This window comes from Nocardia farcinica, assembly GCF_001182745.1.
Classification (GTDB): domain Bacteria; phylum Actinomycetota; class Actinomycetes; order Mycobacteriales; family Mycobacteriaceae; genus Nocardia; species Nocardia farcinica.
On the sequence record NZ_LN868939.1, the window covers coordinates 770,583 to 789,023 of the forward strand.

The 18,441-nt window shown below is 71.2% G+C and carries 17 protein-coding genes and 1 pseudogene; 8 read left to right on the forward strand and 10 right to left on the reverse strand.

The window, feature by feature from the left end:
- Window positions 1-28: 28 nt before the first annotated feature.
- Window positions 29-2,404, forward strand: coding sequence for an endopeptidase La (gene lon, locus AMO33_RS20615; protein WP_060595066.1), 2,376 nt, complete (start codon window positions 29-31; stop codon window positions 2,402-2,404).
- A gap of 51 nt (window positions 2,405-2,455) precedes the next feature.
- Here lon and AMO33_RS20620 read toward each other — a convergent pair whose 3' ends face one another.
- Together AMO33_RS20620 and AMO33_RS20625 are read right to left on the reverse strand one after the other, a co-directional pair.
- Window positions 2,456-2,920 carry a PaaI family thioesterase gene (locus AMO33_RS20620; protein ID WP_060593944.1) on the reverse strand — a complete coding sequence of 155 codons (465 nt, stop codon included), beginning with the start codon at window positions 2,918-2,920 and terminating at the stop codon, window positions 2,456-2,458.
- Window positions 2,917-3,498, reverse strand: a complete 582-nt coding sequence (locus AMO33_RS20625) for a TetR/AcrR family transcriptional regulator (protein ID WP_060593945.1) — start codon at window positions 3,496-3,498, stop codon at window positions 2,917-2,919. The genes AMO33_RS20620 and AMO33_RS20625 overlap by 4 nt, the downstream gene beginning before the upstream one ends.
- A 99-nt stretch (window positions 3,499-3,597) precedes the next feature.
- On the opposite strand from AMO33_RS20625, the gene AMO33_RS20630 reads away from it, so the two are divergent.
- A complete protein-coding gene (locus AMO33_RS20630) occupies window positions 3,598-4,665 on the forward strand; it encodes a DNA polymerase IV (protein ID WP_060593946.1) in 1,068 nt (355 codons plus the stop codon).
- 12 nt (window positions 4,666-4,677) lie between these two features.
- Here AMO33_RS20630 and AMO33_RS20635 read toward each other — a convergent pair whose 3' ends face one another.
- Complete coding sequence (locus AMO33_RS20635) at window positions 4,678-5,097, reverse strand: hypothetical protein (RefSeq protein WP_228792238.1); 420 nt, start codon at window positions 5,095-5,097, stop codon at window positions 4,678-4,680.
- Window positions 5,098-5,224: 127 nt separating this feature from the next.
- On the opposite strand from AMO33_RS20635, the gene AMO33_RS20640 reads away from it, so the two are divergent.
- Entirely contained in the window at window positions 5,225-6,220 is a 996-nt protein-coding gene (locus AMO33_RS20640; protein WP_060595067.1) for an oxidoreductase, read from the forward strand.
- Between the two features lie 46 nt (window positions 6,221-6,266).
- Here the strand turns inward: AMO33_RS20640 and AMO33_RS32645 are convergent, their stop codons facing one another.
- Entirely contained in the window at window positions 6,267-6,470 is a 204-nt protein-coding gene (locus tag AMO33_RS32645; RefSeq protein WP_060595068.1) for a DUF397 domain-containing protein, read from the reverse strand.
- Window positions 6,471-6,611: 141 nt separating this feature from the next.
- Window positions 6,612-7,070, reverse strand: a pseudogene (locus AMO33_RS32885) (helix-turn-helix domain-containing protein); the annotation flags it as partial.
- A gap of 234 nt (window positions 7,071-7,304) precedes the next feature.
- On the opposite strand from AMO33_RS32885, the gene AMO33_RS20650 reads away from it, so the two are divergent.
- Window positions 7,305-7,613, forward strand: a complete 309-nt coding sequence (locus tag AMO33_RS20650) for a hypothetical protein (protein WP_011212143.1) — start codon at window positions 7,305-7,307, stop codon at window positions 7,611-7,613.
- A 13-nt stretch (window positions 7,614-7,626) separates the two neighbouring features.
- On the opposite strand, the gene AMO33_RS20655 is transcribed toward AMO33_RS20650, so the two are convergent.
- Window positions 7,627-9,504 (reverse strand): ABC transporter ATP-binding protein, encoded by a 1,878-nt coding sequence (locus tag AMO33_RS20655; protein WP_060593948.1) that lies wholly within the window; start codon window positions 9,502-9,504, stop codon window positions 7,627-7,629.
- Between the two features lie 145 nt (window positions 9,505-9,649).
- Between AMO33_RS20655 and AMO33_RS20660 the strand changes: the two genes are divergently transcribed.
- Window positions 9,650-12,466, forward strand: a complete 2,817-nt coding sequence (locus tag AMO33_RS20660; RefSeq protein ID WP_060593949.1) for an FAD-binding and (Fe-S)-binding domain-containing protein — start codon at window positions 9,650-9,652, stop codon at window positions 12,464-12,466.
- Here AMO33_RS20660 and AMO33_RS31665 read toward each other — a convergent pair.
- Window positions 12,430-12,591: a hypothetical protein gene (locus AMO33_RS31665; RefSeq protein WP_159005588.1), complete on the reverse strand. Its 162-nt coding sequence runs from the start codon at window positions 12,589-12,591 to the stop codon at window positions 12,430-12,432. The two genes, AMO33_RS20660 and AMO33_RS31665, sit on opposite strands and share 37 nt — an antisense overlap.
- A gap of 114 nt (window positions 12,592-12,705) precedes the next feature.
- Between AMO33_RS31665 and AMO33_RS20665 the strand changes: the two genes are divergently transcribed.
- Window positions 12,706-13,635, forward strand: coding sequence for a DNA-3-methyladenine glycosylase family protein (locus AMO33_RS20665; protein ID WP_041561489.1), 930 nt, complete (start codon window positions 12,706-12,708; stop codon window positions 13,633-13,635).
- Between the two features lie 196 nt (window positions 13,636-13,831).
- Here the strand turns inward: AMO33_RS20665 and AMO33_RS20670 are convergent, their stop codons facing one another.
- On the reverse strand, window positions 13,832-14,038 hold the full coding sequence (locus tag AMO33_RS20670; protein WP_041560508.1) for a hypothetical protein: 207 nt from the start codon (window positions 14,036-14,038) through the stop codon (window positions 13,832-13,834).
- Window positions 14,039-14,388: 350 nt separating this feature from the next.
- Here AMO33_RS20670 and AMO33_RS20675 point away from each other — a divergent pair, with 350 nt between their 5' ends.
- Window positions 14,389-15,351, forward strand: coding sequence for a helix-turn-helix domain-containing protein (locus tag AMO33_RS20675; protein ID WP_240327271.1), 963 nt, complete (start codon window positions 14,389-14,391; stop codon window positions 15,349-15,351).
- A 93-nt stretch (window positions 15,352-15,444) separates the two neighbouring features.
- Window positions 15,445-15,642 carry a hypothetical protein gene (locus AMO33_RS20680; protein ID WP_011212138.1) on the forward strand — a complete coding sequence of 66 codons (198 nt, stop codon included), beginning with the start codon at window positions 15,445-15,447 and terminating at the stop codon, window positions 15,640-15,642.
- 92 nt (window positions 15,643-15,734) lie between these two features.
- On the opposite strand, the gene AMO33_RS20685 is transcribed toward AMO33_RS20680, so the two are convergent.
- Together AMO33_RS20685 and AMO33_RS20690 are read right to left on the reverse strand one after the other, a co-directional pair.
- Window positions 15,735-16,481: a succinate dehydrogenase/fumarate reductase iron-sulfur subunit gene (locus AMO33_RS20685; protein ID WP_011212137.1), complete on the reverse strand. Its 747-nt coding sequence runs from the start codon at window positions 16,479-16,481 to the stop codon at window positions 15,735-15,737.
- 2 nt (window positions 16,482-16,483) lie between these two features.
- Window positions 16,484-18,424: a fumarate reductase/succinate dehydrogenase flavoprotein subunit gene (locus AMO33_RS20690; protein ID WP_011212136.1), complete on the reverse strand. Its 1,941-nt coding sequence runs from the start codon at window positions 18,422-18,424 to the stop codon at window positions 16,484-16,486.
- Window positions 18,425-18,441 lie beyond the last annotated feature (17 nt).

Below are 18,441 nucleotides of genomic sequence, written 5' to 3' on the forward strand. Positions count from 1 at the left end.
CCTGACCGATCCGATCGTGCTGCCGGGCATGGTCGTGCCCATCGAACTGGACGAATCCGCGCAGGCGGCGATCGACGCCGCCCGCGCCGCCGGGACCGACGCCGTGCTGCTGGCGCCCCGCCTCGCCGAGGGCTACGCCTCCTACGGCGTCATCGCGACCATCGAACAGGTCGGCCGGATGCGGGGCGGCGCGCCCGCGGCCGTGCTGAAGGCCGAACGCCGCGCCAAGATCGGGCACGGCGTCACCGGCCCCGGGGCGGCGCTGTGGGTCGAGGCCGAGCCGGTCGAGACCCCGCCCGCCGACGGCCGCACCAAGGAGCTGGCCGCCGAATACAAGAAGCTGGTCGTCTCGGTGTTGCAGCGCCGGGAGGCCTGGCAGCTGGTCGACGCGGTCAACCAGCTCACCGACGCCTCCGCCATCGCCGACACCGCGGGTTACGCGCCGTACCTGACGGCCGAGCAGAAGCGCGAACTGCTGGAGACCCCCGACGTGGCGCAGCGGCTGACCGTGCTGATCGAGTGGACCAAGGCCTACATCGCCGAGGCCGAGGTCACCGAGAAGATCAGTGACGAGGTCCGCGAGAGCATGGAGAAGAGCCAGCGCGAGTTCCTGCTGCGCCAGCAGCTCAACGCCATCCGCAAGGAACTCGGCGAGGACGAACCCGACGGCGCCGACGACTACCGCACCCGCGTCGAGCAGGCCGACCTGCCCGAGGCGGTGCGCGAGGCCGCGTTGCGCGAGGTCGGCAGGCTGGAACGCGCCAGCGACCAGAGCCCGGAATCGGGCTGGATCCGCACCTGGCTCGACACTGTGCTGGAACTGCCCTGGCAGGTCAAGACCACCGACAGCACCGACATCTCGGCCGCCCGCGCGGTCCTGGACGCCGACCACCACGGCCTCGACGAGGTCAAGGACCGGATGGTCGAGTACCTGGCCGTGCGCGCCCGGCGGGCACAGCGCGGTCTGGAGGTGGTCGGCGGACGCGGGTCCGGCGCGGTGCTGGTGCTGGTCGGCCCGCCCGGCGTCGGCAAGACCTCGCTGGGTGAGTCGGTGGCGCGGGCGCTCGGGCGCAAGTTCGTGCGCGTCGCCCTGGGCGGCGTGCGCGACGAGGCCGAGATCCGCGGCCACCGCCGCACCTACGTCGGCGCGCTGCCCGGCCGGATCGTGCGCGCGATGAAGGAGGCCGGGTCGATGAACCCGGTGGTGCTGCTCGACGAGATCGACAAGGTCGGCTCGGACTTCCGCGGCGATCCCGCGGCGGCCCTGCTCGAGGTGCTCGATCCCGCGCAGAACCACACCTTCCGCGACCACTACCTCGACCTCGACCTCGACCTGTCCGACGTGCTGTTCATCGCGACCGCCAACGTCATGGACACCATCCCTGGCCCGCTGCTGGACCGGATGGAGCTCATCACCGTCGACGGATACACCGAGGCCGACAAGGTGGCCATCGCGCGTGACTTCCTGGTGCCCCGGCAGCTGGAACGCAACGCGCTGACCGCCGAGGAGGTGCGCATCACCGAGGCGGCGCTGCGCGAGATCGCGGCGAACTACACCCGCGAGGCCGGTGTGCGCCAGATGGAGCGGCTGATCGCCAAGGCGCTCCGCAAGGCGGCCACCCGGCTGACCGAGAGTGCGTCGGGCCCAGCCGATTCCGACCCCACGGTGACGCCGATCCGCACCGGATACGATCCCGAACTCGGCTACGACGAGGTGGTCACCGACCGCGGACAGGCGCCGCTGACGATCGACGTGGGCGATCTGAAGGAGTACCTGGGCAGGCCGCGTTTCACCCCCGATTCGGTGGAGCGGACCGCGGTGCCGGGTGTGGCGACCGGGCTCGCGGTGACCGGCGCGGGCGGTGACGTCCTCTACATCGAGGCCAACGCCGCCGAGGGTGAGCGCTCGCTGACCCTCACCGGCCAGTTGGGCGATGTCATGAAGGAATCGGCGCAGATCGCGCTGACCTACGTGCGTTCGCACCTCGCGGAGATCGGTATCGAGCCGTCGGTGCTGGATCGCAACATCCACATCCACTTCCCGGCGGGTGCGGTGCCCAAGGACGGTCCGTCCGCCGGCGTGACGATGGTGACCGCGCTGGTCTCGCTGGCGCTGGGCCGCCAGGTCCGCGCCGATGTCGGAATGACCGGTGAGGTCACCCTGAACGGGCGGGTGCTGCCGATCGGCGGGGTGAAGCAGAAGCTGCTCGCCGCCCAGCGCGCGGGGTTGAAGACCGTGTTCATCCCGGCCCGGAACGAGCCGGATCTGGACGAGGTCCCCGCCGAGGTGCTGGCCGCGCTGGACGTGCGTCCGGTCGCCGACGTGGCCGACATCCTGGCCTACGCGATCGAACCGGTCGCCGAACCCGCCGCCGACGGCAGGCCGCTGGCCGCCACCGCCTGACGGCGCACGCGAAGGCCGGGCACGAACCCTCGTGCCCGGCCTTTCGCCTACTCACCCGAGGGCGCGGTCCACCGCTCGGGTGGTGCCCTGCGCGACGGCGCACAGCACCGGCGCGGCGCCGCGGGTTTCGAGACCGTCGGCTGCTCCGGGCTCGGATTCCGCGTAGATCTCGCAGTTCACCACGGCCTGGCGGCGGGTCGAGCCGGTGACCCTGGCTTCGGCGCGCAGGCGCTCGCCCGCGGCGGGCCGCAGGTAGGTGATGCTGAAACCGCCGGTGAGGACGTTGGCGCCGAGCACGGTCCCCGCCGCGAAGGTGAGCGCGTTGTCGGCGAGGTAGGACAGCACGCCGCCGTGCACGTAGCCGAACTGCTGGCGCAGTTCCGGCCGGATCGGCACCACCAGGGTGGCCGCGCCGTCACCGAAGGCCGTGAGCTGTGTGCCGACCAGTTCGGCGAAGGGCTGGGCGGCCAGCACCTGGGCGGCGGTGCCGTAGTCGAGGGCGAGGGAGTCGGTCATCGGGTGCCTTCCTGCGTGGGGTGCGCCGGCCCGGCCAGGACCTGCCAGGCCGCGGCCGCGAGCTCGTCGGCGATCTCGGTGGGGGCGACCGGGACGGCGCCGCCCAGCCATTGGCGCGAGTACTCCTGGGCGGGGCCGAGCCACAGCGCGTAGAGCACGTCGAAGTCGAGCGCGCGCACCGCGCCGTAGCGTGCGTGCGTGCGCCACCAGCGGTTGACGTCGGCGAGGAAGGTGCGGTTGCTCTCGCTCTCGCGCACTCCCGGTGGCCGCGCGGAGAGCAGAATGGTTGCCCGCGAACGATTCTCGGTGACCCATCGCAGGTGCGCGCGCACCCCTTCGGTCACCCCGGTGCGCGCGTCGACGCTCTCCCCGACCGCCGCCCAGAACCGGTGTTGGTAGTCGACCAGCGCGTGCGCCCACACCTGGCGGTACAGGTCCGCCTTGTCCGGGAAGTGGTGGTACAGCGCGCCGACGCTGGCCCCGGCCGCCTCCCGGATCCGCGCCAGCGTGGCGTCGAGCGCGCCGTGCTCGGCGAATTCGCGCTCGGCCGCCAGCAGCAGCCGATCTCGAATCTTCATATCCAGAATCTAGTTCTGTTTTCCGGGTGTGGCAAGAGAAGGAACCGCGGCGCGTGGTGGCGGATGGGCTGAGGCGGCGCGGTGGGGTAAGACGGAGAGGTGGCCAGATGGCTGTTGCACGTCGATCTCGACCAGTTCCAGGCGGCGGTGGAGTTCCGGCGCCACCCGGAACTGCGCGGCCGTCCGGTGATCGTCGGTGGCAACGGTGACCCGCAGGAACCGCGCAAGGTCGTCACCTGCGCGTCCTATCCGGCACGGGCGTACGGGGTGCGGGCGGGCATGCCGTTGCGCGCGGCGGCCCGCAAGTGCCCCGACGGCGTGTTCCTCCCGTTGGACATGGCCGCCTACGAGGAGGCCTCCGACGAGGTGATGGCGGTGCTGCGCACGTTTCCGGGCACCGTGGAGGTGTGGGGTTGGGACGAGGCGTTCCTGGCCGCCGACACCGACGACCCGGAACTGCTGGCCCGCGAGATCCGCGGCGCGATCGCGGAGCTGGATCTGGGCTGCGCGATCGGTATCGGCGACAACAAGCTCACCGCCAAGCTGGCCACCGGCTTCGCCAAGTCGGCGGGTAAATCCTCCGCCGCACCCGTCGACGACCCCGGCGCGGCCACCGGCACCTTCCGGCTCACCGCCGCGAACTGGACCGAGGTCATGGGCCACCGCCCCACCGCCGCGCTGTGGGGCATCGGCAACCGCATCGCGGCCCGGCTGGCCGGCCTGGGCATCGAGACCGTCGCCGACCTGATGGCCGCCGACCGGCACCGGCTGGCCGCCGAGTTCGGGCCGAGCACCGGCCCGTACCTGTGGGTGCTCGGGCACGGCAGAGGCGACACCGAGGTCAGCAGCGAACCACGAGTGCCGGTGGGCCGCAGCCGATCCGAGACCTTCCCCCGCGACCTCACCGACCCCGCGGAGATCAGGGCGCAGGTCGCGCGGATCGCCACCGCGGTCGCCGAGGAGATGGCCGAGGCCGGACGGATCACCGTCCGGGTCTCGGTCACGGTGCGGACCAAGACCTTCTTCACCCGCAGCAAGCAGACGAAGCTACCCGAACCGACCGCCGACGTCGCCACCATCACCGAGGCGGCGTTGCGGGTGATCGACCGGTTCGAGCTCGACCGCCCGGTCCGATTGCTCGGCGTGCGACTGGAATTCGCGCCCTGAACCCGGTGCTGGTCAGCGGCGCTGCAACCAGACCGAGGCCAGCGGATACGGCAGGATCACCGGCGTATCGGCGACGTTCACCGTCCCGGTCCACATGCCCTGGCGCGGATCGATGTCGCGCAGTGCGAGCCCGAGCGGCACGCCATCGAACACGACGTAGGTCTCGTCCGGGCCCACCGGCCGCTGTCGCCCGCCGAGCGCGAAGGCCGGGCAGGCCAGCCGGACGGACGTGCCGTTGTCCGCGACCTGCAGGTCGCAGCCTTCGAGCGGGGTGGGCAACACGTTCGACGGGCCGCGCCCGATCCGGTAGTCACCGGCCGGGATCACCCCGTTGCGCGGGAACTCGGGGTCGTCGGCGTGGGCAACAGCGGGGGCCGCGCACAAGGCCGCGCCGATCAGCGCGGCGGTCGCGGCGAGCCTGCGCAGTGTCATCGTGGCTCTCCTGTCGTTCGAATTGTCCACCTGCACGGTAACTGCCGCGGAGCGCGAACCGCCCGTGACGGGGCCGATGGCCCGGCATCGCCCCCGGCCGCCCGGCTCGGCTCGTATGCTCGACCGCATGGAATTCCGCGCGATGGTGGCACACGAATCGGACAGCGGGATCGTGCTGACCCGGCAGGAACTCGACGAGAATTTCCTCGGCCAGGGTGCGGTCACGATCAAGGTGCACTTCTCGAGCGCCAATTACAAGGACGCACTGGCCATCACCCCGGGCGGTGGCGTCGTGCGCAAGTACCCGATCATCCCGGGCATCGACCTCACCGGCGAAGTCGTCTCCTCCGACAGCGCGGAGTTCGCGCCGGGCGACCAGGTCGTCGCACACGGCTACGACATCGGTGTGGCCCACCACGGCGGCTTCGCCGAGTACGCCAGGGTGCCCGCCGAGTGGGTGGTGAAACTCGACGGGCTCAGCACCCGCGACGCCGCCGCCATCGGCACCGCGGGCTTCACCGCCGCCCTCAGCGTCCAGGCCCTGCTCGACCGCGGCCTCACCCCCGACGACGGCGCCATCCTGGTCACCGGCGCGACCGGCGGCGTCGGCAGCGTCGCCGTCGACATCCTGTCCGGACTCGGCTTCGAGGTCATCGCCTCCACCGGCAAGACCGACGCGGGCGACCTGCTGTCGGAGATCGGCGCCAACGAGGTCATCGGCCGCCTGCCCGAAGACCCGGACGCCAAGCTGCGCCCGCTGTCCAAGGCCCGCTGGGCCGGCGCGGTCGACAGCGTCGGCGGCCGCTCGCTCGCCTACATCCTCAGCAGCATCGGATACGGCGGCACCGTCGCGGCCAGCGGCCTCACCGGCGGCCCCGAGCTCCCCGCCACCGTCATGCCGTTCATCCTGCGCGGTGTCGCCCTCATCGGCATCGACTCGGTGGCGTACCCCATCGAGAAACGCCGGGCCCTCTGGTCCCGCCTCACCACCGATTTCCGCCCCCGCCACCTCACCCAGCTGGAGAACCACGCCCCGGTGACGGACGCGGAGCGGGTCCTGCACGCGATCAAGAACGGCACCCACTCCGGCCGCACGGTGCTCGGCGTCGCGGGCGAATTCTGAGCATCGACGGTCGAATCCCCCCCGGGACATCACGGGGGATTCTCGTTCAGCCCCGGTCGAATTCCCCCGCGCGCACTCCGGCGAGAAAGGCGCGCCATTCACTCGCGGTGAAGGTCAGGGCCGGCCCGGTGGGGTTCTTGGAGTGACGGACACCGACCGCGCCGTCCTCGAGGAACGCCACCTCGACGCACTCCGTCGACTGACTGAATGTGCTCTTGAACCACTGGGCGGGGCTAGGTTTTCCGTTCACGCCAGATACTCCTTGGCCATTCTCCGCAGCAACGTTCTGCTGCCTGCTTCGTCCAGCGCCGTCTTGTGCCGGATACCGCGCTGCGGCAATCTCTTCCGGTGCGCGTTCGTAGATCTCGCACAGCTGTTGAACAACGCCGAGTCGTACCTTGTTCGCCTGTCCTTTCTCCAGTCGGTGCAGCGTGGTCGTGCCGATGTCGACCAGCCGCGCGGCTTGGGCCAAGCTCAGCCCTACTTCGTCTCGGTAGCGGTGCAGGAGGCGCCCCAGTTGGCGGCGGGGCAGGGTGCTGTCGTCGTCGGCCATCGATCGTTTCCCCTCGTGGGCGGAACGGTGGACAGCAGGGAGCGGGAGACAGTGTGGCACGGACGGGGAACACGACAAGGGCGAATGCGCGAGATTCCCGGGTGATCCGCTCGGCGGACGCGGTGGGGGCCGCGCGATGGTGTCCTGGTGTCGGCCGGTATCCGGTGTGCAGGGAGCTGATTCGCCCGCGACGTGTGACGCCGAACACGTCCGCGGGGGGAATGCCGGATGCCGCGCCATCTGCGAAAACCACCCATCACCAGGAGGAGGCGCCGATGCGTCCGGCATTCGAACCATGTGGCACACGCAACAAACCGGCTCGGCGCCCCGAGCACGCGCTCCATCAACGTTTTCCGCGCCGGATCGGTGGCACCCCGATCACGGGAAAATCGGACCCGCTCCCCGCCGAGGTGGTGGCGCGCTTCGCGGTGGCGATGCGCGGGTGGGTGTGCGAGGGGTCCGGGACAGCTTCCCGGTGCCGGGATGTCGCGTCTCCCGGCACCGGGGAGAACCAGTGAGAGGAGGGCTCGGATGCGCCGGAACCCGTTGCGCACCACGGAGACGAGAACGGGGAAGGTGGCGGTCTGGCAGATCGTCGATCGCAATGTGCGGGTGGTGCGGCTGCGGGTGGCCGCCGACGCCACCCCCGCCTACCTGTATCCACGGACTCCGCTGCCCGCGGTGCAGCCGGGCACCGTCGTGTTCGACAATGCCCGGCTGCCGGATCTCGCGCAGGTCAGGGAGTGGTTCCCGCGGCACGAAGACCTCTGGAACGCCGTGCGCGACGATTACTGGTCGGCCCTGCTCGAACAGGTCGAGGTGCGCCGGGCCCACGGGTGACCCGGCGCACCGCTCACGCCGCCAGCTCGACCGGGTCCGCGAATTGGGTGCGGTACAGCTGCGCGTACCGGCCGTCGGCGGCGAGCAGTTCGGTGTGCGTGCCCTGTTCGACGATCCGGCCGTGCTCGAGCACCACGATCTTGTCGGCGGCGCGGATGGTCGAGAGCCGGTGCGCGATCACCAGCGCCGTGCGACCGTCCAGTGCCTCGGTCAGCGCTTCCTGTACGGCGGCCTCGGAGGTGGAGTCCAGCGAGGCGGTGGCCTCGTCGAGGATCACCAGGCGCGGCTGCTTGAGCAGCAGGCGCGCGATGGTCAAGCGCTGGCGCTCGCCCCCGGAGAGCCGGTAGCCGCGCTCGCCGACCACGGTGTCGAGCCCGTCGGCCAGCGACTCCACCAGGTCGGCCAAGCGGGCCCGGCGCAGCGCGTCCCACAGCTCTGCCTCGTCGGCCTCGGGCCGCGCCAGCAGCAGGTTGGCCCGGATGGTGTCGTGGAACAGGTGGCCGTCCTGGGTGACCAGGCCGACCGTCTCACGCAGCGACCGCGCGCTGATCTCCCGCACGTCCACCCCGTTCAGCCGCACCGCACCGGAGTCCACGTCGTACAGCCGCGAAACGAGCTGGGCGATGGTGGATTTCCCGGCGCCGGAGGAGCCGACCAGCGCCACCATCTGTCCCGGCTCGGCCCGCAGCGAGATGTCGTGCAGCACCTCCACGCCGCCGCGGGTGTCGAGCGTGGCGACCTCCTCGAGCGAAGCCAGCGACACCTTGTCCGCCGACGGGTACCCGAAGCGGACCCCGTCGAGTTCGAGATCGACCGGGCCGTCGGGCACGGGGACCGCGCCCGGCGCGTCCTCGATGAGCGGTTTCAGGTCCAGCACCTCGAAGACCCGCTCGAAGCTCACCAGCGCCGCCATGATCTCCATCCGCGCGCTGGCCAACGCCGTGAGCGGGGTGTACAGCCTGGTCAGCAGCAGCGACAGCGCGACGACGGCACCGGCGTCGAGCCGCCCGACCAGCGCGTACCAGCCGCCGAGCCCGTAGACCAAGGCCACCGCCAGCGCCGACACCAGCGTCAGCGAGGTGACGAACACCGTCTGCAGCATGGCGGTGCGCACCCCGATGTCGCGCACCCGCCGCGCCCGCACCGCGAACTCGTCGGACTCCTGCTCGGGGCGGCCGAACAGCTTCACCAGGGTGGCGCCGGGCGCGGAGAACCGCTCGGTCATCTGCGTGCTCATCGCCGCGTTGAGCCGGGCGGCCTCGCGCTGCATGGCGGCGAGCCGGTTGCCCATCCGGCGGGCGGGCAGCACGAACACCGGCAACAGCAGCAGCGCCAGCAGGGTGATCTGCCAGGAGATGCTCACCATCACCGCCAGCGTCAGCGCCAGGGTGACCAGGTTGGTGACCACCCCGGAGAGCGTGTCGCTGAAGGCGCGCTGCGCCCCGATCACATCGTTGTTGAGCCTGCTCACCAGCGCGCCGGTGCGGGTACGGGTGAAGAACGCGACCGGCATCCGCTGCACATGGTCGAACACCGCGCGGCGCAGATCCAGGATCAGACCCTCGCCGATGCGCGCCGACAACCACCGGATCACCAGTCCGAGCCCGGCGTCGGCGACCGCGAGCAGGCCGATGGCCGCGGCCAGCAGCACCACCGTCCGCGGCGGCGAGGCGCCGACGATGCCGTCGACCACCCGGCCCGCCAGCACCGGTGTCGCCACCGCCAGCAGCGCGGCGACCACGCTGAGCAGCAGGAACACCCCGATGCGGCGGCGGTGCGGCGCCGCGAACCGCAGGATGCGTTCGGCGGTGGCGGCACGGAACGGCCGCTGCTCCTCCGGCGCGTTCGCCTGCCGGTACATCTGGCTCCACGCCACCGATTCGATACTCACGTCAGCTCCCTCTCGACCCCGCCCATTCCACTCCTGGCCACCGACACTAAGACCTCAACCAAAGTTCAGGGCAAGACGATTCCGCGACCTTTCGCTGTCCGCCGTGGGCGAACACCGCCACCCCTCGCTCGCTAGGCTGACCGGGATGACCGAGGAACGGCTCCTGGCTGCGCTGCGCGCCCGGCTCGACGGCGAGGTCGACGCCTCCGAGCGGCGCCGCGCCGAGTACTCCTCCGATGCCTCCAACTACCGGGTGCCGCCGGCCGCGGTGGTGTTCCCGCGCAGCGCCGAGGACGTGGCGGCCACCCTCGTGTTCGCCCGGGACAACGGCCTGCCGGTGACCGCCCGCGGCGCGGGCACCTCGGTGGCGGGCAACGCCGTCGGCACCGGACTGGTCCTGGATTTCAGCAGGCATCTGCACCGCGTCCACGCGCTCGATCCGGACGCCGGGATCGCCCGCGTGCAACCCGGCGTGCTGCTGTCGGACCTGCAGCGCGCCGCCCGCCCGCACGGCCTGCGCTTCGGCCCCGACCCCTCCACCCAGAACCGTTGCACCCTCGGCGGCATGATCGGCAACAACGCCTGCGGCCCGCGGGCGGTCGCCTGGGGCCGCACCGCCGACAACGTGCGCGCGCTGCGCGTCCTCGACGGCACCGGCGCCGAACGCGTGCTCGCCGCCGACCCCGCCGCCGTTCCCGGCCTGGCCGACTACACCCGTACGCACCTGGCCCTGCTGCGCACCGAACTCGGCCGCTTCGACCGGCAGGCATCCGGCTACGGCCTGGAACACCTGCTGCCCGAACGCGGTTCGGCCGTGGCGAAGGCGTTCGTCGGTACCGAGGGCACCTGCGGCCTGCTGCTGGACGCCGAACTCGACCTGGTGGCGCTGCCCGGTGCGACCGTGCTGACCGTGCTCGGCTACCCCGACATCGCCACCGCCGCCGACGACGTGGCCGCGGTGCTGTCGTGCGCGCCGATCGCGGTGGAGGGCATCGACGCGGGCCTGGTGGACGTGGTGCGTGCGCATCGGGGCACGGTGCCCGAGCTGCCGCGCGGCGGTGCCTGGCTGTTCGTGGAGACCGGCGGCGCCGACCCCGGGCACGCGCTCGACGCCGCGCGCGGGCTCTGCCGCGCCGCGCACGCGCTGGAATCGCGCATCGTCACCGACCCGGCCGTGGCCGCGACCCTGTGGCGCATCCGGGCCGACGGCGCGGGACTGGCCGGGCGCACCGCCGCCGGGCAACCGGCCTGGCCGGGGTGGGAGGATGCCGCGGTCCCGCCCGACCGTCTCGGGGCCTACCTGCGCGATTTCGCCGCCCTCACCGCCGAGCACCGCGTCGAGGGCCTGCTCTACGGGCATATCGGCGACGGCTGCATCCACGTGCGGCTCGACCTGCCGATCACCGACGCGCCCCGCCGGTTCCGTGACTTCCTGTTCGACGCCGCCGAGTTGGTGGTGCGGTACGGCGGCTCGCTGTCGGGTGAGCACGGCGACGGCCGGGCCCGCTCGGAGTTGCTGCGCGTGATGTACTCCCCCGCCGTGCTCGACGCCTTCGCGGAGTTCAAGGCCCTGTTCGATCCGGACGACGTGCTCAATCCCGGCGTCCTGGTCCGGCCCCGTCCGGTCGACGCCGACCTGCGCCTGGCCGGACTCCCCCCGATGCCACAGGCCGGTGGTTTCGCCTTCCCGCGCGACGACGGCGACCTCTCCACCGCGGTCCATCGCTGCGTCGGGGTCGGCAAGTGCCGCGCCGACACCCGGGCCGCGGGCGGGTTCATGTGCCCGTCGTACCTGGCCACCGGTGACGAGAAGGACACCACCCGCGGCCGGGCCCGGGTGCTGCAAGAGGTGGTGCGCGGAGCGGTGGCGATCGACTCGCCCGCCGTCGCGGAATCGCTCGACCTGTGCCTGTCCTGCAAGGCGTGCAGCGCGGACTGCCCGGCCGGGGTCGACATGGCGACCTACAAGTCCGAGGTGCTGTACCGGCGGTATCGCGGCAGGCTGCGGCCCGCGGACCACTACGCACTCGGCATGCTGCCGCGCTGGCTGGCCGCGGCCACCAGGGCCCCTCGACTCGTCAACGCCCTCGCCGAACGAGACCTGCTGCGCCGCTGGGGACTACGTGCGGCGGGTCTGGATCCGCGCAGGCCGCTGCCGCGATTCGCCCGGCGGAGCTTCCGTCGTGACCACCGGCAACCGCACTCGGCAACCGACCGCCCGGAGGTGATGCTCTGGGTGGACAGCTTCACCGACGCGTTCGCCCCCGAGATCGCGCACGCGGCGGTCACGCTGCTGGAATCCCTCGGCTACCGCGTGCGGATCCCGGCCAGGCGGGTGTGCTGCGGCCTCACCTGGATCAGCACCGGCCAGCTCGACGGCGCGCGGGCGCGGTTGCGCGCCACCCTCGACGCGCTCGACGAGCACGTGCGCGCGGGCGGCACGGTGATCGGGCTCGAACCCTCCTGCACCGCGACCCTGCGCGCCGACCTCCCCGACCTGTTGCCGGACGATCCGCGCGCCGCGCCGACCGCGCGTGCGGTGCGCACCCTGGCCGAATTCCTCCTCGACCACCCCGGCTGGCGGCCACCGGACCGTTCCGGGGTGCAGGTGGTGGTTCAGCCGCACTGTCACCAGCACGCGGTGCTCGGCTTCGCAGCCGATCGCCGGGTGTTAGCCGCCGCGGGCGCGCAGGTGCGGGAGATCAGCGGCTGCTGCGGCCTGGCCGGGAACTTCGGCATGCAGGCCGGCCACTACGACATCTCGGTCGCCATCGCCGACACCGCACTCACGCCCGCGCTGCGGGACGCGCCCGAGGCCGTCTTCCTGGCCGACGGCTTCTCCTGCCGGACCCAGGCCGCCCAGCTGACCGGCCGTCCCGGCCTGCACCTCGCGCAGTTCCTGCTGCCCGGCGATGCGGCCGGAGCTCAGAGACCGAACGGCAGCGTGCCGGGCGGAATCTGATAGCCGGAGCTGCCCGCGGAGACGCCACCCCAGGCGTTGAGCAGCCAGTTGAGCGCGTTGGTGATCATCCGGTACCTCCTCGTGGCGAATGCCAGCTGTTTGCCGATCGCTCGGTTATCGACCACACCGGAACGCTCGTTACGCAACGGTGATCTATATCCGTCATATCGAACGGCTATGGCGGGGTGTCCGCGGCCCGCCGCGCGCCGGGCGCGCACAATGGACCGGTGCGCGAACCGATGGCAACAGCGACCGACCGCGGGCGGGTCAGGACGCTCACCGCGGCGCGGCCCGTCGACCTCGCGCACACCCTCGCTCCGCTGCGGCGCGGACCGGGCGACCCCTGCCGGCATCGTGACGCGGCGGGCGGGCACTGGCACGCCTCCCGATTGCGCAGCGGTGCGGTGACCTACCGCCTGGTGCAGGGCGACACCCACACCGTGCACGCGACCGCATGGGGGCCGGGCGCCGAGGAATTCCTCGACGACCTGCCCCGGATGCTCTGCCTGGACGAGGACCTCAGCGGCTTCGCACCCGAGCACCCGCTGGTCCGGGACGCGCACCGGCGCTTCCCCGGCCTGCGGATGCTGCGCACCGGGCGGGTGTTCGAGGCGCTGGTGCCCGCGGTGCTCGAACAGAAGGTGCACACCCGTTCGGCGCGCATGTCGTGGCGAAAGTTGGTGTGCCGCTACGGCGAACCGGCACCGGGCCCCGCGCCCGCCGGCCTGCTGCTGCCCCCCGATGCGGACACCTGGCGCCGGGTGCCGTCCTGGGTGTTCCACCGCGCCAACGTCGGACCGCAGCGCGCGCAGACCATCGTGCGCGCGGCCGCGGTGGCCGACGCGCTGGAGCGCACCGCGGCCGCGGACCCGGCCGAGGCCGCGCGCCTGCTGCAGACGATCCCCGGCATCGGCGTGTGGACCGCCGCCGAGATCGCCCAGCGCGCCTTCGGCGACGCCGACGCTCTCTCGGTCGGCGATTACCACCTGGCCGCGATCATCGGCTGGACGCTGCTCGGTCGCCCCCTCGACGACGACGGCATGGTCGAGTATCTGGAACCGCTACGGCCGCACCGTTATCGGGTGGTGCGATTGCTGGAGGTGAGCGGGCACGCCAGGAAACCGAAGTTCGGGCCGCGCACGCCGCTCACCGATCACAGCTGGCACTGATGCGCTGAGTTCAACCGGCGCTGATGCGCTGAGTTCAACCGGCGCCGGGGTGCTGAACTCGACTGGTACTGCGGCGCTGAACTCACCCGGCGCCGGGGTGCCGCCGCGCGGGCGGTGGCCGGACACCCCTCACGATCCGACTGCGAACCGTGCAGCGAGGGGGCGAGTCATCGGACCCGCGCGGCGGCGAGCGGCATCAGATGCGGAGCGCGCGCTCGTCGAGCACGCATTTGCCCGCCTCGACCAGGGTCGCCCTGGCCCGTCTGCGCACCAGGCAGCGGTCGACGGTGCAATCCAGGTGGAGTTGCATCGCCGAATGTGCTTGCGCGGTGGTCATCACGCCGGGATCGCTGCCGCAACTGAGCAGCCCGGCCGTCCACATTCCCTGGTTCGCGATCTGCATCAGGCCACCGCCGCATCTCGGATCACCGGCGGCGACGCTATGACATCCACAGCCATGACTCCTCGGGCTCATCCCCGCACGCGGGGAACGGTTTTCACGGTGCTCGTCCCCGCAGGCGAGCGGGGAGCACACTTCCAGCACACCATCGCTACGGCGCGTCGGCGGGCGGCTCGCGGGATATCCGCGAGATTTCCCGCGAATCCCCAGCACGGCATCCATCCCGGGGTGCAGGATTTCCCATATTGGATGAACACGTCGGTAGCACGAGCACCCGAGCGACGTCGCGGCGAATGAGCGTGCGGGTTCGCCCGGCTCGCCCCTCCCGCCGGGGAGGAGCACAGAACGGAGCGATGACGTTGGCACCGAGTTCCACACGCACAGCAGTGAAACCGGCCCGCGCGGCCGGGACGGCTACCGCCGCGGGCGCGGGTCCGGCGGTCGCCCGGCGGCAGCTGGGCCGCTACCTGCGCGACTGGCGCACCCAGGCCGGTCTCACCATCGCCGAGGCGGCGCGGCTGATGGAATGGGGCGCGAGCACCTTGCAGCGCCTGGAGAAGGGGCAGGCCGACCGGATCCGCAGCCTGGACATCCAGGAACTCTGTCGCATCTACGGCATTCCGGACGACCTGCGGGATGCGCTCACCGGCCTGGCCCAGCAGAGCCCCGGCCCGAGCTGGTGGCACGCGCACGGCGAGGTGATCCCGGAGGACTTCGACCTCTATCCGGGCATCGAGGCGATCGCAGCCGAGTTGTCTTGCTACCAGCCAGAACTCGTGCCACCCCTGCTGCAGACGCCGGATTACGCCCGGGCGCTGCTGCGGCTCGCCCGGCCCTCCGCCGACGACGTCGAACTCGACCACCGTGTCCAGGTGCGCGTGCAACGCCAGGCTGTACTGACCAGGAAGTCGCCGGCCCGGCTCACGGCCGTGGTCCACGAAGCGGTGCTGCGCCGCATCGTCGGCTGCCCCAAAATGATGGCCGCACAGCTGCGTCAACTCGCCGACACCGGTACGCGTCCGAACGTGACCGTGCTGGTGCTGCCGTTCGCCGCGGGCCTGCCCGTGGGCGAGCAGACCGGCGCGTTCACCGTGCTCCGCTTCGGTGCGGGCGCGGGGCGCACCGTCGAGCCACCGTTGGTGCACGTCGCCGGCTTCACCGGGGACCTGTATCTGGAGCGGCCGCAGGACGTGGCCCGCTTCGAGGCCGCCCACGACTGCCTGCGGCACTACGCGCTGGATGCGCAGGCCAGCAGGCGCATGCTGCGGCAGGCGGCCAAGGAGTACGCCGCCCAGGCCGGGCACATCGGCAGGTGAGGGCGCGAAACGCCGGGGCGAAGATCACGAATGGACGCACATTCGGCAACGAAACGGGGTTTATGTCCGGACCGCCTCGGGTAACCGGAATACATGGACCGTGGGTTGAAGAATTACCCGCCACGGTACCGGAAACTGCGGCCGAGCGACTGGGTGGAATGGCTCATCGTTGCGCTGCTCTTCGCGGTGTCGACGGTGGGCGTGTACGTCCTCACCAGCGCGTTTCTTCCCGCCCTTTTCGTGGGCCTGCTGGTGTGGGCGGTCGCAGTCGGCGTGGTCGCGACACTGTGAATGTCGCGCCGCAGGAGTGTCGCGCCGTAGCCGACGCGTGCTGACAGGGGTGCGCCGACCGGCCGGGTGCCACCCGGCCGGTGCCGGCCGGATCAGCGCCGAAACAGCTTGTTGCCCAACCAGACCAGCGGATCGTACTTGCGATCGGCCACCCGCTCCTTGAGCGGGATCAGCGCGTTGTCGGTGATCTTGATGTTCTCCGGGCACACCTCGGTGCAGCACTTGGTGATGTTGCAGTAGCCCAGGCCCTGGTCGTCCTGCGCGAGCTGCCTGCGATCGGCGACATCGAGCGGGTGCATTTCCAGTTCCGCGATCCGCATCAGGAATCGGGGGCCCGCGAACGCCTGCTTGTTCTCCTCGTGATCACGCACGACGTGACAGGTGTTCTGGCACAGGAAACACTCGATGCATTTCCGGAATTCCTGCGATCGCTCGACGTCGACCTGCTTCATCCGGTAATCCCCCGGCTTCAACTCCGGGGGTGGGGTGAACGACGGGATCTCCCTGGCCTTCTCGTAATTGAACGACACATCGGTGACGAGATCCCGGACCACCGGGAACGTGCGCATCGGCGTCACGGTGACGAGCTCGTCGCGGGTGAAGGTCGACATCCGGGTCATGCAGAGCAGCCGCGGCCGACCGTTCACCTCCGCCGAACACGAGCCGCACTTGCCCGCCTTGCAGTTCCAGCGCACCGCCAGGTCGGGGGCCTGGGTGGCCTGCAGGCGGTGGATGATGTCGAGCACCACCTCGCCCTCGTTCACCTCCACGGTGAAATCCTGGAGCGCGCCACCGGTCTCGTCTCCGCGCCAGACGCGGAATTTGGCGTCGTAACCCATGGTCAGGCCTCACCTTCCGTGGCCGGTCCCGCGCCGGCGGGATGCCCCGCGAGTTCGGCCGAGTGGTAGTACTTCTCGAGTTCGGCCAGGTCGAAGAGCGCGAGCAGGTCCGGGCGCATCGGCGTCTGATCCTTCGGCGTCACCCGCACCCGCGGCACGACGGCCTCGGCGTCGTCCGGATCGACCGCGCACACCAGCAGCTTGTTGCGCCAGGCCGGGTCCATCGTCGGGTAGTCGTCGCGGGTGTGCCCGCCGCGGCTCTCGGTCCGCTGTAGTGCCGCCTGCGCCACGCATTCGCTGACCAGCAGCATGTTGCGCAGGTCGAGCGCCAGATGCCAGCCCGGGTTGAACTGCCGATGGCCCTCGACGGTGACGTTGGCGAAGCGCTCCCGCAGCTCGCCCAGCCGCTCGATCGCCTGCTCGAGTTCGTGCTCCTTGCGGATGATGCCGACCAGGTCGTTCATCACCTGCTGCAGATCGGTGTGCAGGGTGTAGGGGTTCTCCCCGCGCCCGTCCGCGGGCGGATCGAACGGCGCGACGGCGGTACGCGCCGCCGCGGCCACCCCCGCGTCCGAGACCTGCGGCCGCGCGTCGAGCTGCTCGACATAGGCGGCGGCGCCCAGCCCGGCGCGCCGGCCGAACACCAACAGGTCCGACAGCGAGTTGCCGCCGAGCCGGTTGGAACCGTGCATGCCGCCCGAGCACTCACCGGCCGCGAACAGGCCGGGCACGCTCGCCGCGCCGGTGTCCGGGTCCACCTCGATACCGCCCATGACGTAATGACAGGTCGGCCCGACCTCCATCGGCTCCTTGGTGATGTCGACGTCGGCCAGCTCCTTGAACTGGTGGTACATCGACGGCAACCTGCGCTTGATCTCCTCGGCGGGCAGCCGCGAGGCGATGTCGAGGAACACGCCGCCGTGCTCGGTGCCGCGCCCGGCCTTGACCTCTTCGTTGATCGCCCGGGCGACCTCGTCGCGCGGCAGCAGGTCGGGGGTGCGGCGGGCCGAGTCGTTGTCTTTCAACCACTGATCGGCCTCGGCCTCGGTCTCGGCGTACTGGCCCTTGAAGACCCCCGGGATGTAGTCGAACATGAAGCGCTTGCCCTCGGAGTTCTTCAGCACCCCGCCGTCGCCGCGCACGCCCTCGGTGACCAGGATGCCCTTGACGCTCGGCGGCCAGACCATGCCGGTCGGGTGGAACTGCAGGAACTCCATGTTGATCAGCGTCGCGCCCGCGCGCAGTGCCAGCGCGTGCCCGTCACCGGTGTACTCCCACGAGTTCGAGGTGACCTTGTAGGACTTGCCGATGCCGCCGGTGGCCAGCACCACCGCGGGCGCCTCGAACAGCACGAACTTGCCCGACTCCCGCCAGTACCCGAACGCGCCCGCGATGCGGCCGGAATCGGTCAACAGCTCGGTGACGGTGCATTCGGCGAAGACCTTGATCCGCGCCTCGTAGTCGCCGGTCGCGGCGTGGTCCTCCTGTTGCAGCGCCACGATCTTCTGCTGCATGGTGCGGATGATCTCGAGGCCGGTGCGGTCGCCCACGTGCGCCAGGCGCGGGTAGGTGTGCCCGCCGAAGTTGCGTTGGCTGATCCGGCCGTCGGCGGTCCGGTCGAACAGCGCCCCATAGGATTCCAGCTCCCAGACCCGGTCCGGCGCCTCCTGCGCGTGCAGCTCGGCCATGCGCCAGTTGTTGAGGAACTTGCCCCCGCGCATGGTGTCCTTGAAGTGGGTCTGCCAGGTGTCCTTCTCGTTGGCGTTGCCCATCGAGGCCGCGCAGCCGCCCTCGGCCATCACCGTGTGCGCCTTGCCGAACAGCGACTTGCACACCACCGCCACCGACAGGCCGCGCTCGCGCGCCTCGATGACCGCGCGCAGGCCCGCGCCGCCCGCCCCGATGACCACCACGTCGTAGTTGTGCCGTTCCACTTCTGGCATTGCCGCGAATACTCCTG